Annotated in this window: 17 protein-coding genes and 2 pseudogenes; 7 read left to right on the plus strand and 12 right to left on the minus strand. The window is 69.1% G+C overall.

What is annotated here, in order from left to right; all coding sequences use genetic code 11:
• Positions 1 to 30: 30 nt before the first annotated feature.
• Entirely contained in the window at positions 31 to 1,104 is a 1,074-nt protein-coding gene (locus tag ACQCO7_RS40890) for an acyl-CoA dehydrogenase family protein (protein WP_464076578.1), read from the minus strand.
• A gap of 277 nt (positions 1,105 to 1,381) precedes the next feature.
• Here ACQCO7_RS40890 and ACQCO7_RS40895 point away from each other — a divergent pair, with 277 nt between their 5' ends.
• Both ACQCO7_RS40895 and ACQCO7_RS40900 read left to right on the plus strand, forming a co-directional pair.
• Complete coding sequence (locus tag ACQCO7_RS40895; protein ID WP_464076579.1) at positions 1,382 to 2,302, plus strand: LysR family transcriptional regulator; 921 nt, start codon at positions 1,382 to 1,384, stop codon at positions 2,300 to 2,302.
• A 123-nt stretch (positions 2,303 to 2,425) separates the two neighbouring features.
• Positions 2,426 to 2,557: a hypothetical protein gene (locus ACQCO7_RS40900; protein WP_464077454.1), complete on the plus strand. Its 132-nt coding sequence runs from the start codon at positions 2,426 to 2,428 to the stop codon at positions 2,555 to 2,557.
• On the opposite strand, the pseudogene ACQCO7_RS40905 reads toward ACQCO7_RS40900, so the two are convergent.
• Positions 2,545 to 3,349: pseudogene (locus ACQCO7_RS40905) on the minus strand (transposase family protein). The gene ACQCO7_RS40900 and the pseudogene ACQCO7_RS40905 sit on opposite strands and share 13 nt — an antisense overlap.
• 74 nt (positions 3,350 to 3,423) lie before the next feature.
• Between ACQCO7_RS40905 and ACQCO7_RS40910 the strand changes: the two are divergent.
• Positions 3,424 to 3,759, plus strand: a pseudogene (locus ACQCO7_RS40910) (MFS transporter); the annotation flags it as partial.
• Here ACQCO7_RS40910 and ACQCO7_RS40915 read toward each other — a convergent pair.
• Together ACQCO7_RS40915 and ACQCO7_RS40920 are read right to left on the minus strand one after the other, a co-directional pair.
• The gene (locus ACQCO7_RS40915) at positions 3,654 to 4,619 is read right to left on the minus strand and encodes a zinc-dependent alcohol dehydrogenase (protein ID WP_464076580.1); all 966 of its coding nucleotides are present in this window, start codon (positions 4,617 to 4,619) and stop codon (positions 3,654 to 3,656) included. The pseudogene ACQCO7_RS40910 and the gene ACQCO7_RS40915 overlap by 106 nt on opposite strands.
• An 87-nt stretch (positions 4,620 to 4,706) precedes the next feature.
• The gene (locus tag ACQCO7_RS40920) at positions 4,707 to 5,429 is read right to left on the minus strand and encodes a GntR family transcriptional regulator (RefSeq protein ID WP_464076581.1); all 723 of its coding nucleotides are present in this window, start codon (positions 5,427 to 5,429) and stop codon (positions 4,707 to 4,709) included.
• Between the two features lie 245 nt (positions 5,430 to 5,674).
• On the opposite strand from ACQCO7_RS40920, the gene deoC reads away from it, so the two are divergent.
• Positions 5,675 to 6,379 (plus strand): deoxyribose-phosphate aldolase, encoded by a 705-nt coding sequence (deoC, locus tag ACQCO7_RS40925; protein WP_464076582.1) that lies wholly within the window; start codon positions 5,675 to 5,677, stop codon positions 6,377 to 6,379.
• Positions 6,380 to 6,651: 272 nt separating this feature from the next.
• Positions 6,652 to 6,996 (plus strand): SDR family oxidoreductase, encoded by a 345-nt coding sequence (locus ACQCO7_RS40930; protein WP_464077419.1) that lies wholly within the window; start codon positions 6,652 to 6,654, stop codon positions 6,994 to 6,996.
• A 292-nt stretch (positions 6,997 to 7,288) separates the two neighbouring features.
• On the opposite strand, the gene ACQCO7_RS40935 is transcribed toward ACQCO7_RS40930, so the two are convergent.
• From ACQCO7_RS40935 to ACQCO7_RS40945, 3 genes are all read right to left on the minus strand, one after another.
• Positions 7,289 to 8,233, minus strand: a complete 945-nt coding sequence (locus ACQCO7_RS40935; protein ID WP_464076583.1) for a transposase — start codon at positions 8,231 to 8,233, stop codon at positions 7,289 to 7,291.
• A gap of 162 nt (positions 8,234 to 8,395) precedes the next feature.
• Positions 8,396 to 8,596: a hypothetical protein gene (locus tag ACQCO7_RS40940; protein ID WP_464076584.1), complete on the minus strand. Its 201-nt coding sequence runs from the start codon at positions 8,594 to 8,596 to the stop codon at positions 8,396 to 8,398.
• Positions 8,571 to 9,401, minus strand: coding sequence for a hypothetical protein (locus tag ACQCO7_RS40945; RefSeq protein ID WP_464076585.1), 831 nt, complete (start codon positions 9,399 to 9,401; stop codon positions 8,571 to 8,573). Before ACQCO7_RS40945 ends, ACQCO7_RS40940 begins: the two co-directional genes overlap by 26 nt.
• 13 nt (positions 9,402 to 9,414) lie before the next feature.
• Between ACQCO7_RS40945 and ACQCO7_RS40950 the strand changes: the two genes are divergently transcribed.
• On the plus strand, positions 9,415 to 9,579 hold the full coding sequence (locus ACQCO7_RS40950) for a hypothetical protein (protein ID WP_464076586.1): 165 nt from the start codon (positions 9,415 to 9,417) through the stop codon (positions 9,577 to 9,579).
• Positions 9,580 to 9,803: 224 nt separating this feature from the next.
• Here the strand turns inward: ACQCO7_RS40950 and ACQCO7_RS40955 are convergent, their stop codons facing one another.
• From ACQCO7_RS40955 to ACQCO7_RS40970, 4 genes are read right to left on the minus strand one after another with little or no spacing between them, the layout of a single operon-like run.
• A complete protein-coding gene (locus ACQCO7_RS40955; RefSeq protein ID WP_464076587.1) occupies positions 9,804 to 10,538 on the minus strand; it encodes a P-loop NTPase family protein in 735 nt (244 codons plus the stop codon).
• Positions 10,535 to 11,284, minus strand: coding sequence for a hypothetical protein (locus ACQCO7_RS40960; RefSeq protein ID WP_464076588.1), 750 nt, complete (start codon positions 11,282 to 11,284; stop codon positions 10,535 to 10,537). Before ACQCO7_RS40960 ends, ACQCO7_RS40955 begins: the two co-directional genes overlap by 4 nt.
• Positions 11,235 to 11,612 (minus strand): hypothetical protein, encoded by a 378-nt coding sequence (locus ACQCO7_RS40965; protein WP_464076589.1) that lies wholly within the window; start codon positions 11,610 to 11,612, stop codon positions 11,235 to 11,237. Before ACQCO7_RS40965 ends, ACQCO7_RS40960 begins: the two co-directional genes overlap by 50 nt.
• A complete protein-coding gene (locus ACQCO7_RS40970) occupies positions 11,609 to 12,064 on the minus strand; it encodes a hypothetical protein (RefSeq protein ID WP_464076590.1) in 456 nt (151 codons plus the stop codon). Before ACQCO7_RS40970 ends, ACQCO7_RS40965 begins: the two co-directional genes overlap by 4 nt.
• 198 nt (positions 12,065 to 12,262) lie before the next feature.
• Between ACQCO7_RS40970 and ACQCO7_RS40975 the strand changes: the two genes are divergently transcribed.
• Positions 12,263 to 13,117, plus strand: coding sequence for a universal stress protein (locus ACQCO7_RS40975; RefSeq protein WP_464076591.1), 855 nt, complete (start codon positions 12,263 to 12,265; stop codon positions 13,115 to 13,117).
• Between the two features lie 12 nt (positions 13,118 to 13,129).
• On the opposite strand, the gene ACQCO7_RS40980 is transcribed toward ACQCO7_RS40975, so the two are convergent.
• Positions 13,130 to 14,365 carry a DUF4032 domain-containing protein gene (locus tag ACQCO7_RS40980; RefSeq protein ID WP_464076592.1) on the minus strand — a complete coding sequence of 412 codons (1,236 nt, stop codon included), beginning with the start codon at positions 14,363 to 14,365 and terminating at the stop codon, positions 13,130 to 13,132.
• Between the last annotated feature and the right edge of the window lie 9 nt (positions 14,366 to 14,374).

Consider the following 14,374-nt stretch of genomic DNA (forward strand, 5'->3'; position numbering starts at 1 on the left):
CGGGCGAGGCGGTCATTGCCGGCGAGCCTGTCAGACACGGACGTAGACCTCCATGCCGGGGACTTCTCCGGCCAGGTGGTAGCCGCCGACGAAGTACTGTGCCGCATCGACCTTGGGGTCGTGCTGGGAGAAGGTGCGGATGTTGCGCCAGAAACGGTCGATGTTGTACTTGGCGGCGGCGCTGCGGGTCCCGGTGAGGTCGACGATCCCGGACGCGACCTCGACGGCGATGCTGGTCGCGGCGGTCTTGGCGGAGAGCGCGTCGATCATGAGCTGGGCGATCTCGGTTTTTTCGTCGGCGTTCTCCACGGCACGGACGAGTTCCATCAGCAGGGCTCGGGCCGCGTCCAGCTTGATGCGGAACTCGCCTACGCGTCGGCGGACGAACGGGTCGGTCTGGATCGAGTCGTAGATCTTCACGGTGGGAGTGGTGGAGGCCCTGACGTAGCCGATCGCCGCGTCCAGTGCCCCGTAGGCAGGGCCGAGAACGATGATCGCCTGGCCGGCCTGTGCCATGGGGAACAGCAGGGGGTCGCGCGTGGCCTGGACGGTGTACCAGCCGTCGGGGACGAAGACGTCATGGTAGGTGATGCGCTGGCTCTGGGTGCCGCGCATGCCCATGACGTCCCAGTCGCCGTGGAGGCGCACGGCCGGGGCGTCGAGCGGGATCAGGGCGGTGACCAGGGACGTCGAGCCCTCCAGCTGGGCGGAGACGCTCGCGTAGCCCTCGGCCGCGCTGCCGCTGTTGCTGTTGAAGGACTTGGTGCCCTTGACCAGCACGCCGCCGTCGACCTTGCGCGCGGTGGTCGGGCCGGTGGTGACGCCGGTCTCGGAGGCGGACGCGACGAAGCGGAACCTGCGGCCGGTGGCGATGTCCTCTGCCACCTGACGCTTGGTCGCTTCGGGAAGATCGCTGCTGAAGAGCTCGGCCAGGACGACGGAGCCGACGACGGTGTTGAGCAGGACGGCGGCGTCTCCTCGGCCGATGGACAGATAGACCTTGTACAGGGCCTCCAGCCCGAACGCGACGCTGCCGTCGCTGTACCCGCCGTATGCGGCCGGGACCTGCAGACGCCAGAAGCCGGCTTCGTTGAGCAGCTTCATCGCCTCCGTCGGGTCCTCACTCAGGCTGTCCGAACGGTTGCCGATCTCAGCCAGCCGGGGAACGAGTTCCGCAGCTTTGTCAACAAGCTCCTGAATTTCACTGTCCGTGATTTTCAACTTCTGTCCCATCGCTTTCTCCTCGGAACGGCGGCACCGGGAAATTCCTCGTGTTGACCGCGCCATGAGCATCACAGTATGAGTGACTATCCATAGAAGCAAATAGTTCATTTGCCTACGTGCTATAGAATGTTTCTATGGGTCACGTGAGGAGAAACCGATGAACCTGCGCCAGTACGAATACGCCTTGGCCATGGCCGAAGAGGGCTCTGTCACTGCGGCCGCGGCCCGGCTCGGCGTCGCCCAGCCCACGGTCTCCCATCAGGTCGCGGCGCTGGAGAAGGATCTCGGCGTCCGCATCTTCACCCGCATCCCGCGTGGAGTCGCGGTGACCGTCGCCGGGCGGGCCTTCCTCAAAGAGGCCGAGATCGCCGTGAGTGCCGCCCGCCGAGCCCGCGCTGCGGCACGTGCCAGCGGAGGCGATCTGACGGGCGAAATCCTCGTGGTCGCCTCAACCGGCCTGGCGACCAACCAGCTTGCCGCCGCCCTGGGAGAGTTGCGGTGCATCCATCCGCGCCTTCATGTGACTCTCGTGGAAGAACCCACGCCGGTGGAGATGGAACACCTCGACCACCTGGGTACGGTCGATCTGGTGCTGTACCACCACCTCGCACCCGAGTGCGGCTACGACGTCCACGAACTGGGCGAGGAGCCGTATGCCGTGATCCTTCCTCCCCAACACCCCCTGCACCAGGCGGACTCCGTACGACTGGAGGACCTGGCCGGCGAGGGCTGGGTGCGGTTCACCCGTGGCGGCCTCCTGGACGAACAGATCGGCCAGGTTCTCAGGCGCGTCGGGCTCACTCCCCCGACCGTGGCACGCGCCTCTCAGATCGCCACGGCGGTACAACTGGTCGCGCATGGCCTGGGTGTGACCATGGTCCCCGCCTCCACCGTCCCGACCCCCTACACCCAGCTGGCCAGGCCGCTGGCCCCCGCCCTCTGCGAACGGGTCCTGGTCGGCGTGCGTCACGACCCGGGGCCGGCCGAAACCGCCCTGCTGGACCTCCTTCGCCAACAGGACTGGTCAACGCCCGCCGCCTTCAGCAGCGCGCGCGCCCTTGCCGCCTCCTCGGCGTGACGCCGACCGGGCTTCGTGCGCCGCTGGGGAATATCGAGTGTCTTGTCGTCGCGGGTGGCCAGCTCCCGCCATTCCTTGAACTTGTTGATGGCGCGCTCGACTGTGTTGCGGTCTTTGTAGAGCGTGGCGTCGTGGCTGCTTTACCTCATGCATGTCAGCAGCGAGGGCCCGGAGGTGGTCGGGATGCGCGAATGCTTCACCGACGAGGCGGCCTTCGAGCGCGCCGTGTCACTGAACCTCTTTCATCCTGAATAGTCGCAGGTCAAGGGTGTGTGGATGGCTTGGACGATGGTGCCGATACGCCGGGTCGAGCATCTGGCCCGTCGTAGCAGTCGCCAGGACTTCAGTTGCGCGAAGGCGTGTTCGCCGGGAGCCCGCAGGCGGGCGTGGTCGCGGTTGAACTGCTGGTGGTGCTCGGGCTGTTCGTTGTGGTGGTGGTAGGGGTGCGGAAGGTGGCGCCGGCACCTCGGTAGGCGCGGTCGGCGAGCACGAGGATCTGGCGGGTCAGGCAGGCTTGGACGATGCCGTGGGCGCGGGCCGCGGTGAGGTCGTGGGTACGTCCCGGTGTCGCGCGGGAGAACCGGAGCGGGGTTCCGTCCGGGGCCGCGATGACCTGTACGTTCATGCCGTGCTGCTGGTGTTTCTGTGAGTAGTACGGCTCGTCGGCCTTGATGCGGTCGGTCGGGATGAGTGTCCCGTCGACGATGACGAAGTCCCCCTCGCCCAGGCCCACCAGGGCCTCGTGCAGTCCTGGCGCCCAGGAGGCCAGGACTTCGAGTGTCTCGTCGACGTAGCGCCATGCCGTCGCCTCCGACACCCCGAACCCGGCCCCGACCTGTGCGAACGTCTCGTTCTTCCGCAGGTGTGCCAGTGTCAGCAGTGCTTGCTTGAAGCAGCTCAACTTCCGCCATGGCGAGCGAAGTTCACGCCTTCGGGTGTGGATGAGCCAGGAGACATGCTCGACCAGCTCGTACGGGACGTCGAGCATGGAAGGATACGGAACCAACGAAGCCCCCCGGCCGTCGGCGTGATGAGTGAGATCACCACACCAACGACGAGGGGCTTCGCCACGTCACCCCACCTGACCAGCCCATTTCACTCCTCAGCCCCAGGATGAAAGAGGTTCACTGACCGCCGCCGTTTTCGCCGCAATACCCGGCCTGTACAGCCTGCTCATCGCCGTGGCCGGCATGGTCCGCGGCAACCTCACCCTCCTCCAGGCCACCGCCATCACTGACCGATGGGGCACCACCCGTTACGGCCGCCTCTCCGGACTCCTCGCCGCGCCCGCCCACACAGCAGCAGCCCTCGCGCCGTTCGCCGGCGCTGCTCTGGCCGTGCCCCTCGGCGGCTACAGACCGCTGTTCTTCCTCCTGGCCGCCGTCTCCGTAACCGCCGCGCTCATCGCACCGTGGACAGCCATCGGCGTCGTACGCCGTCGATTCTCCCGGCTCTGACGATCGCCGTATCCGTTGCAGGCACAGATGAACCCGCCCTCGTTTTGGTTTCCAGCCCTGTGAGGACGCGCGGGTTCAGCGGTTGGGTCCTTCAGGATTCCGCGAACTCGCGCGCTTCCGCGTATGTCCTTCTGCCCCGGCCTGGGCGCGCCGATGTGCGGCAGGGCGTCGAAGACGTAGTCGGCGAACTGGTCGTGGTGTTCGTGGATGAAGTCCTCGAGGGTGCCGGGCTCGGTCTTGGTGTTGAAGGCGGAACGGGCGCCGTAGGAGCGGGCGAGGTCGAGCCGCTCCTGATTGTGGTCGAGCACGGTGACGGAGCCCGCTCCCAGGTACCGGTCGAGGACCTGGACCGCCAGGAGGGCGCTGGGGCCGCAGCCGAGGACGACGCACGTGTCGCCGGGCTTGGGCGGGTTGAGGAGCAGGGAGCGCAGCACCGAGGTGAGGGGCTCGATGATCGTGGCCAGGTCGGACGACAGGGAGTCCGGGAGGACGACAGCCGCCGCCTGGTCGGCGTCGTAGAAATTACGCTCGGTGTACCAGGACGTTTCCATGCCATGACGGCCCGGGAAGATCGGCCGTAACGCTCGGAAATCCGCCATGCCGCCGAAGTCGGTCTGCCCCCAGTAGCAGACACGGTCACCGACCTGCACGGCATCGCGCAGCTTTGTGCCGACCTCCAGGACGCGGCCGACATATTCGTGCCCCGGGATGATCGGCCACGCATCCGGGAAAAGGTGTCCCCTGAAATAGGACACGTCGGTGGAGCAGATGGAAACGGCCTCGGTGCTCATCAGGATTTCGTCCTGCTGGCAGACCGGGTCGGGGATCTTTGTGCGCTCGATGGATCCCGGGGCCGTCATCAGATACGCGTACATCTAATCTCCACGAAATGTCGTCGACTCATGTCGACCTGAGATCGAAGGCATACCGGAAATCCAAGAAGGTTTTCACCGGTCCGGGGAATCGACTTGGAAGGCCACATCCAGGACGTACCTGTTTCCCACGTATCTTGTCTCGGTCAGTTCGAGGGGCCGGTCGGCCTGGTCCAGGATGAGGCGTCGCTCGATGAGGAGCGCGGAGCCGGTGGCGATGCCCAACAGGTGGGCGTCCAGATCGCCGGCGACGTCCGCCTCGATCGAGGAGTAGCCGCGCTGCGGGTTCCTTCCCAGGTCGATCAATGCCTCGTGCAGTGAGCGGGTGGATACGTCGATGTCCAGGAGTTCTTGGAGTTCCCCGGGGAAAACCGCTTTCTCCAGCGCCACCGGGACGTTGTCGGCCAGCCGGACGCGCGTGATGGCCACGACGTCGGCGGATGCGGTGAGCTGAAGGCGGTGGACTTCGTCCGGCTGCGCCCTTCTGGTTTCCGAAGAAATGATCTTTGAAGAGGGGGTACGTCCTCGTCGACGCATTTCCTCGCTGAAGCGAACCAGATTCTCCGCGCGACGTCGGGCGGGCGGTTCGGCGACGAATGTTCCTCGCCCCGATGCTCTGTAGATCAAGCCTTCGGCGGCGAGCCCTTGGAAAGCTGCACGCGCGGTCATCCGGCTGACGCCGAATTCGGCGCACAGTTCGCTCTCCGAAGGGAGAGGGTCGTGCGGCCGAAGGTGTGTGATTCTCTCCCGAAGTGACTGCTCGATCTGGTAGTACCGCGGTGCGAAGCTTTCGTTCATCGCTTTCCTTCCTAGAGAAAATCAGATGTCCAGCGACTCGGTCAACCAATCAAATCTGGTCGCTCTCGGTCCCGGTGGCCCGATCGAGGCGCTGGCGATGTCCAGTATCCGTAGGGGGAGGTGGCTAGCTGTCTAGACAGCTCTGGTCCGGTGCCCTACGGTCGGACCACGGTCGGGCGTAACCGCGTGCTGTCGGACGGAGACCGTGCATCGTCAAAGTGCTCACCACGTCGAGGGGCGGGTTCGTGAACGTCAGCAGTCTTACCGTTGCGCAGGTCGCGAAGATGATCGACCACTCGCTCCTGCGCCCCGAGTTGACGCTGGACGCGGTACTCGAAGGGTGCGCGCTGGCAGCCCGCTACGACGTGGCTTCCGTGTGCGTGAAGCCTGCCGACGTCGCGGCGGCCGTCAAGATGCTGGCCGGCACGTCGGTGCTGGTCGGAACGGTGGTGGGATTTCCGCACGGTTCCTCGGTGACCGCCGTCAAGGCGGCCGAGGCACGGGCCGCGCTCGACGACGGGGCACGCGAGCTGGACATGGTCCTCAACATCGGCCTCCTCCTCGGGCGTGAGGACGCTGCGGTGGCCGATGACATCCGGGCCGTCACCGATGCGGCGCGGGACGACGGCGCCACCGTGAAGGTGATCTTCGAGAACGCCTACCTGACGGATGAGGCGAAGATACGCGCCTGCCGCCTCTCCGAGGAGGCGGGCGCGGACTACGTGAAGACCTCGACCGGCTTCGCTCCCGGGGGCGCCACTCTGGAGGACGTCCGGTTGATGCGGGCTTCGGTCTCCAGCCAGGTGAAGGTCAAGGCCGCCGGCGGGGTGCGGACGCTCGACGTCCTGTTCGACATGTACCGCGCCGGAGCCACACGGTTCGGCGCCACCGCGACCGCCGCCATGCTCGACGATCTGGCGACCCGCAGGGGCGACGCTCCCCTCGGCTGATCCCCCTCCCTACTCCGTGCGCGTCGCCACCGGGACCTGACCGACCGGTTCCGGCGAACACGGCCAGGGCCTGTCCGGCCCCTGACAGTCGGACAGGCCCTCAGGACAGAGTCTCAGGAGAGGCTCGACGGGTGAATCGAAGTGGCCCTGTGCGGGGCTGGTCGAGCAGCGGTACCGGGCGGTGCGGGGGGAGGGGGGTGCTCGACGGCTCCCCGGTCGGCGAGGTGGCTGTCCGGTACGGCGTGTCACGCCAGACGCCTGCACGTCTGCGTGTGCTTCCTGGCTGCCGTGACCCGCGCGGTGCTGTCGCTGCTCCGGCCCGGTTCGGCGGTTGTCAGGATCGGCTCCGACGCGTCGCGAGCCTGCCCTCGTGCAACTGGACGGGCGTCGCGGAGGCCGCGCTGGAGGGCACGGCACGGTATCTGGCCCGGGACCTGGAGCCACGAGGGATACGGGTCAACCTGGTCGCGGCGGGACCGGCGCACGCGCTCGCGGTCTCAGGAACGCCCGGATTCGCCGGCGTGGCAAGGGAGTTCGCGGCCCGCGCTCCGATCGGCCGGGACCCCGCCGATACGCAGGAGGCACGGATGCCGTCGCATGGGCCCGCGTCGCGCTGATGTCCGACTGGTTCCCCTCCGCCACCGGGGAGATCGCCCACGTCGACGGTGGCACCCACGCGATGGGAGCCCCTCGCGACCACCCGGCAGAACCCGAGAGGTGAACCATGACCGATCTGGGAACCGAAGCCGTCCTGCCGCCCGGCATCGACCCCGCCGCCCCTTGTGGGTGCCGATAACTTCATCCGCGCAGTTCAAGCGGCATGTTGATACTCGTGCAGGATGCCGCTAACGGGCTGCCCCGCGATTGGTCATGAGGCGTGTTGGCCTGGGGAGTTAGCTGGTGGGTGATTCAGCAGGCCGTCGTGCGGACGGGCATGAGTTCGGTACTCGTCTTGTGCCGGGTGGGCCGCTGGGCGGCGCGGTCGGAGACGAGGGCGGCGATGGCCTGGTGGGTTTCCCCGTAGGTTTCGCGGCGGCCGGTGTATCGCTGGAGTGGGCGCCACTGGCGTACTTCTGCATTCGCGTGCTCGACGCAGATCCGCCGGGAGGACTGACGGCGCTTGTGCTCGCGCCAGCCGTAGTGCTCGGTGAGCGGCCGCTCGGCCGGGTCTTTCGCGGTCTTCGGTTTCTCCGGCGGGGCAAAGACCTGGTCGGGGAACTCGTTGGCGAGGCCGCGGTAGCCGTCGTCGACCTCGGCTTTCACGCCGGGATGCTGGTGGAACTGTTCGGCGATGCCCTCGGTGCGCAGCGCGGTCTGGTCGTGCATGCGGCCGGGCCGCAGGGCGCCGGACCACAGGGTGCGGCCCTGGTGGTCGCTGATCGTGGTGGTCTTGAGGGTGTTCTGCCTGCGCTTGCCGGAGACGAAGGCGCGGCGGCCGGGCTGGCCTGCCCGGGGGCGGCGGACCTGGGTTTCCATCCCGTCGATCCGCAGAGTCACGTCCTTGGCTTCGGCATAGGCGAAAACATCGGCCAGGGTGCGCAGGCGCACACCGGGACGGTCGGGGACGGCGAACCCCCGCTCGGCGAGCAGCGGGCGGATCTCGGCGAGGGCCCGGCCGATCGTGGAGGACTCCACCTCGTAGAGCACCCCGAGGGCCTCGTGGGTAAGGCCAGTCCGCAGATGTACGAGTGTGGCCAGCAGCCGGTCGGTGAAGACGAATTCGTGCTTCGGCCCGGCTCCTGCCTGACGCTGGCGGGCTCCCTCGCGCCGTTGGCGGCGTGCAGACTCACAGCGCGCCTCCCAACGCGGAGCGAGTTCTTCCACCAGCGCGCCCTGATGGCCATCTGGCTGCACCGGCGAGTCGCGGAGCCTGATCGATCGCTGACTCGCCGCGCTCGCCTACAGCGGCCCCCAGGCCGTCGATGCAGTTAGCGGCCGGGCTGGCTCTGGTCACCTGTGTGTGCGGCTAGGCCGGGGCGCCCCCCTGGGCGTTGTGCGGTCGTCCCTTCAACCGGACTACGTCAGGATGAGAGGCACGGTGATGGTGAGGTGTTCGTCGGTGGTCGGCAGGGCGGTGGCAAGAGCGTTCATACGAGCTGCGAGGTGGCCGATCACCCGGCTGGTCAGTTCCTCGTCCCACTCCGCTGTGCCTTCCGGTGGCAGGCGCATCTCCTCCCTGGCAGGTGGGTTGTCACCGAGATGGCGCGCGGTGTCCATGTTGACGACCCAACAGGCCAGTGCGATCTTCACCTGCCCGGGTGCCGCCCACTGCGCCCGTATGTGGGCGCACATGGTGAAGTCGTCCCCGCCGAATGTGGCCGTCGTGGAGAACGACCTGCCACGGGGGTATTGCCGTATCAGCTTGAGTACTGCTGGTTCCACAACGGCTCGCGCCATAGGTTCCGTATACACCGTCTGCCCCCCTGTCGAGCTGGCCTTCAGCATCCCAGACGGGGCCCGCGACGGACAGATCAGCTGCCGTCCCGACCGTTTCCCCTCCAGGGGAACGCTGTGCACCTCGTGGGCATGCGAACGGCTCCGCAGCCTGGGGGCGTCGGCGGCCAATTCGGGACATGGCGTGACGTCGGTCTTCAGGTTCTGGCCCGGGTGACTGGCTGCTGCGGAACAATCGTGGGGCAGCCCGTAAGTACTGGGTGCCGTCGGTCGTGGTGACCTTCCAGTACTCGTCGTCGTGGGCTCCGTTGGAGCGGACGTCGGCGGTGGTGCCGTAGACGCGCTGGACCTTGGTGCCGTCGTCGCCCTCGATCTTGAAGGTGTTGGTGCCGGTCGGGACCAGCTCACCTGCGTGCCCGTTGAACGAGATGGTGGCGTTGTCGAACGCCCAGCACATGTCGCCGGGCTTGTTGCCGTCGGCGTTCTTCACGTCGTCCTCGGCGCAGCTCTTGTAGCTGCGGTCGATGGACCCGGGCCACAAGCCGAAGCCGTCGCCCACCCACGAGGACTGGTTGTTGGTCGAGGAGGTACGGCCGTCGATGGCCCCGGAGGAGTAGGACAGGCCCACGCTGGGAGCGAACTTGCCGGGCACGCCCGGCACGGGCATGCCGTACGACCAGGAGAAACTGCCCGAGTTCAGGTTCGCGGACCATGTCGCGGAGGGGTCGCGGAGGGGTCGTCGCGGCGCAGGCGGGCAGTCGTACGAGTTTCAGGCGGGCGGCGTAGGCCCCGCCGTACGCCTGTGAGAAGGCGGACGTGTCGACCTTGACACCGACGGCGGTGCCCTGGGCGCCGGTTTCGCGCCGGACGGAGAACAACAGGCCCTCGACGCCCGCTCGTTGGGCGGCTTTCGTGTCGAGGACGCGTACGGTCGCAGGACCCGACAACGCTGCCGCTTTCTTGGCGGCGGGCGTGGTCAGTGACACCGGCAGCGTCCCCGCGCGCCGGGTCACGGCCTTCGCTCCCGGGTTCATGGGGGGCAGTGCCGGGCCAGCAGCCGGTGGACGCCGGCCACGGCGTGCCGCAGGCCGGGGCGGGTGGGCGGGGTGATGCGGCGTACTTCGAGGAGATGGTCCAGGAGCCGGTCGTATCCACCGTGGGCGGTGTGCCAGGGAACCCGGATCACCGAGGTGATCATGTCGGGCATGGGGAATCCTCGGGAGCGGTCAGGCCGGCGTCCGCCAGCCGGGAGCGGACCGTGCCGGGACGGTCGAGGCGCAGCACGGGAGGCACGACCCGGTCGGCCCGCGTCCGGGGTGAGGAGGCGGGACCAGCGGCGCCGGTGGAGGCGGTGGTGGGCCGGGCCCCAGCGCAGGATCGAGTCGCGGGAGAGGAGATGGCGGAAGGTCTCCCGGTTGCCCGCGAACAGTTCCTCCCCGGTGACGGCCCGGCGGACCGAGCGGCGCAGTAGCCGTGGGAAGCAGGTGTGAAGCGGAAGGTCGAGCCAGATCACGAGGTCGGCCCTCGCCAGGAGCATCTCCGCGACGGGTCCCCCGTAGTTGCCGTCGGCGATCCACGCCGCCTCGGCGAGTGCGTCATGGACGGCGGTGTGGAAGTCGGCGGCCGGAACGGGGGTCCAGCCGGGCCCCCAGAACAACTGGTCGAGGTCGAGGTGAGGCACACCGGTGTGGGCGGCGACGGAGGCGGCGAGCGTGGACTTCCCGGAGGCGATCGGTCCCACCAGCGCGATACGCCGGGCCGTCACCCCAGCCCTCCCGCGACCGCCTCGGCGATCCCCTTCAGCAGGTGACGGCCGCGCACGCCCGCACTGACCCGCACGACCTCGGCCCGGTCCAGGGCGGCGGTGACGATCGCGTCGGACTGACGGGCCAGCTCCTCGACGGAACGGGTGCGGTCGGCGAACCACGGCAGCAGCCAGTCCTCGTCGTACGGAGTGCAGCACGCCGCGGTCAACGCAGCCCGAGCCGCATCCCGCGAGACCCGCTCCACCCGCACCTCGCCCTCACCGCCGTGGAGTTGAGGCAGGACGATGAGACCGAGCGGTGCGCTCTCCCGAAGCCGCACACCGAAGACCCGGGTGAAGCCCCGGGGAAGCGGGGCGACTTTGCGCCCGGCCCCGAACTCCCTCGGCAACCCCTCGGGAACGGGAAGCCCTGGATGGCCCAGGGCCTGGAGGGTGCCGCCGGTCACCCGGACCGACAGCGGCACCCCGACCACACGGCCGGCGCCGTCGGTGAGCAGCGCCCGGTCGCAGGCCACGACATCCGCCGACAGGTGAGCGGACAGGGCGGCCAGCACCGAGGTCTTCCCCGACCCCGACGGGCCCGCGATCAGCACACCCCGGCCGCCGACCGCCACGGCCGCCGCGTGGAAGACACTCCATCCCCGGTGCTCCGCACACCGCATGACGCCGTCGCGGACGACCCGGGCGGCGTACCGTTCAGGGCGTTCGGTGTCCGGCCGTACCAGGATCTGCACGCGGCCGGTCATCTCCCTGCCGTACAGGTGATCGTGGTGCATCCGGGGCGGGCCGCCACCACTCGTACGGAGCCGACCGCGAGTACAGGTAGGGCTCGCCCCGGAACAGGGTCACCCGCTGCTCGGGGCGTGCCGCGAGGTGCCGGGCGCGGTCGCGGAGGACCCGGGTGTCCGCTCGGACGCGGATACGGGTGGTGTGCTCGCACGAGGCGACCAGGTCTGTCTCCGGCCGGAAGCCGTCGAGGTAGCGGCGCTGGACGGTGTGCAGAGCGGCGTCCACGCGGACCTGGAAACGGTGGCCCGCGAACAGGGTCGTGATGTCGACCGGCTCCTTGTTCACGGCCGGCTCCCCGACGCCGGAACCGGCAGAGCCATGGAGGGAAGCAACTCCTCGGAAGTCCCCGGACACCAGGCGATGTCCGCACCCATCTTGACGGCGTGATCCATGTTGCCGATCTCGTACCGCCACGTCCCGAACCGGCCGCGCGGGTGGACGCCGTGCGCCTCGAACCAGGGGATCACCTCGGCCAGCGCGGCATCCCGCGAAAGGGTCGGTACGGGGTAGGCGTACGGGATGACCTCCACGTGAGCACTCACCAGTTCGGTCCCCGCCGGGACGAGCCCGTGCCACCGTACGGCCTCGTCGCAGGAGCGGATCAGGGTGGGCTCATCGAGCTGGGAGCCGGGCTCCAGCGCGGCCTCGGTCATCCACGCGCCGTAGGCACCGACGTCCGTCTCGGGGACGTTGGCGGCGGCGTACTTGCTGAAGTTCGTCGCACGGTAGAACGGCACGTCGCTCTCCGGGAAGTACAGCCACGGTCAGGATGACGGTCCGCGCTGCTTCGGCGGCCTGTGTCATACGTTTTCCACCCCGAGTGCTCAGGTCCAGGGCGTGCGGCCCTGGTCGACACCGGCCATCGTAGGGTCGGAAGGGAACATACGCTCGGCCTCGCGGGTACCGCGCGGGGCCACGACCGGGAAGGCGGCACCATGACGGCCCCGATCACGGCAGGCTTCGACGGCACCGGCGAGAGCCTCGCCGCCCTGTCCTGGGCGGCCCGCGAGGCCGTACGGCAGGGCGCGGCGCTCAGGATCGCGCACGCCTGGCAGGTCCACCCGGACGCCACCGTCGGCCACGCCGCGCAGGAGGGCTGGGCGCGCGACGCCGTCGCGAAGGCCGCCCAGGAGATCACCGCACGCCACCCCGGCCTCCCGGTGACCTGGGAAGCCGTCGAGGGCCCCGTCGTCGAGACGCTGACCGCCGCCGAGGACCTCCTGGTGCTCGGCTCGCGCGGGCACGGCGCCGTCGTCGGCTTCCTCCTCGGCTCGGTCGGCCAGCAGGTCATCGCCGACGCCGGACACCCCGTCGTCCTGGTCCGCGCCGACGACGACCCCGCGCACGAGGCCGCCGGGCGCGACATCGTCGTAGGACAGGAGGGCGAGCCCGAGGACAGCGCCGGCGCCCTGGAGTTCGCGTTCCGGACGGCCGCCGCACGCGGCGCGCGCGTACGGGTCGTCCGCGCCTGGACGCTGCCCCCGGTGTTCGCCTACAGCCCCGGCTCGATCATGCTCCTCGACGAGGCCGGCGGACCCGAGCCGTTCGAACACAAGGCCCTCGCCGACGCCGTACGCCCCTGGCGCGAGCGGTTCCCGAAGGTGCCCGTCGTCGAGCACATCGAGATGGGCAGCGCCGGGCAGGTCCTCCTCGCGGCGGCCGGGGAGGCCCAGCTGGTCGTCGTCGGGCGCCGGGCGCGGCGTACGGCCGTCGGCGCGCGCATCGGGTCCGTCGCGCACGGCGTGCTGCACCACGCGCCCTGCCCGGTGGCGGTGGTGCCGCACGCCTGAGGCTCACCCCGGTCATTCGGGGATCGTCGGCTCCAGGGTCTCGCGGGCCTTGGGGAGAATGTTCTCGATGTAGTCCTTGACGGCTTCTCCGAGACCGATGTCGTGCTGTGCGCGCTCGGACAGGTACCAGCGGTGCTCCAGCAGCTCGTGGTAGATCTCCGCCGGGTCCATCTGACCGCGCACCTCGAACGGCACCTCGCGCACGGTCGGCCGGAACACGTCCCGCACCCAGCGGTGCGCCAGCACCTCCGGGCGGGCCGCCAGGGGGTCGCCGGGCGCGTAGTCGTCCTGGGTGGCCATCCACGACTCCAGGTCGCTCAGCAGCCGCCTGGCCTGGTTCTCCTCCGTGTCCAGCCCCGTCAGCCGCAGCAACTGGCGCTGATGGTGGCCGGCGTCCACGACCTTCGGCACGAACGTGACCGTGTCGCCGTTGGAGGAGTGCTCGATCTGCATCTCGGCGACGTCGAAACCCAGCTCGTTCAGCCGCCGGATACGGCGCTCGATGAAGTGGTACTTGCCCGCCGGGTACACCGAGGTGCGGGTCAGCTCCTCCCACAGCTCGCAGTAGCGCCGGTAGATCTCCTGCCCGAACTCGATCGCGTCGATCGACGGGTGCAGCGCGCCCGACGCCTCCAGGTCGAGCAGCTCCCCGCTGATGTTCACGCGCGCGAGGTCCACGTCGTACTCCCGCTGCCCCGGGGACAGCTGCGGGTGCAGGTCGCCGGTCTCCGCGTCCACCAGGTACGCCGCGTACGCGCCCGCGTCGCGCCGGAACAGGGTGTTGGACAGCGAGCAGTCGCCCCACGCGAACCCGGCCAGGTGCAGGCGCACCAGGAGCACCGCGAGGGCGTCCATCAGCCGGTGCATCGTCGCGGGGCGCATCGTCGTCTCGAACATCGACCGGTACGGCTGCGAGCCGCCCAGGTGCCGGGTCACCAGCACCGACTCCAGGGGGCCGCCGGCCTCGGTCGTCCGGCCCGTCACGACCGCCAGGGGGTCGACGGCCGGGATGCCGAGACGATCCAGGTCGCGCAGCAGCTCGTACTCGCGCAGAGCCGGCCGCTCGGCCAGCTCCTTGACGGCGATCACCTCGTCCCCCGCGCGCGCGTAGCGCACGACGTGCCGCGAGATGCCGCGCGGCAGCGGGACGAGGACCTCCTCGGGCCACTCCTCCAGCGGAACGTCCCACGGCAGCTCCAGCAGGAGGGCCGGATGCTCCGGAGTAGTCGCACTTATCTGCAAAGCCATGGCCTGACC

It is taken from the genome of Streptomyces saintjeani (assembly GCF_055409605.1).

Excerpts from the sequence above, each read along its gene's own strand:
- ACQCO7_RS40890 (WP_464076578.1), bottom strand. The coding sequence starts at position 1,104 with ATGAAGCTGCTCAACGAAGCCGGCTTCTGGCGTCTGCAGGTCCCGGCC.
- ACQCO7_RS40895 (WP_464076579.1), top strand. The coding sequence starts at position 1,382 with ATGAACCTGCGCCAGTACGAATACGCCTTGGCCATGGCCGAAGAGGGC.
- ACQCO7_RS40915 (WP_464076580.1), bottom strand. The coding sequence starts at position 4,619 with ATGACGGCCCCGGGATCCATCGAGCGCACAAAGATCCCCGACCCGGTC.
- ACQCO7_RS40920 (WP_464076581.1), bottom strand. The coding sequence starts at position 5,429 with ATGAACGAAAGCTTCGCACCGCGGTACTACCAGATCGAGCAGTCACTT.
- ACQCO7_RS40940 (WP_464076584.1), bottom strand. The coding sequence starts at position 8,596 with ATGGACACCGCGCGCCATCTCGGTGACAACCCACCTGCCAGGGAGGAG.
- ACQCO7_RS40960 (WP_464076588.1), bottom strand. The coding sequence starts at position 11,284 with ATGACCGGCCGCGTGCAGATCCTGGTACGGCCGGACACCGAACGCCCT.
- ACQCO7_RS40975 (WP_464076591.1), top strand. The coding sequence starts at position 12,263 with ATGACGGCCCCGATCACGGCAGGCTTCGACGGCACCGGCGAGAGCCTC.
- ACQCO7_RS40980 (WP_464076592.1), bottom strand. The coding sequence starts at position 14,365 with ATGGCTTTGCAGATAAGTGCGACTACTCCGGAGCATCCGGCCCTCCTG.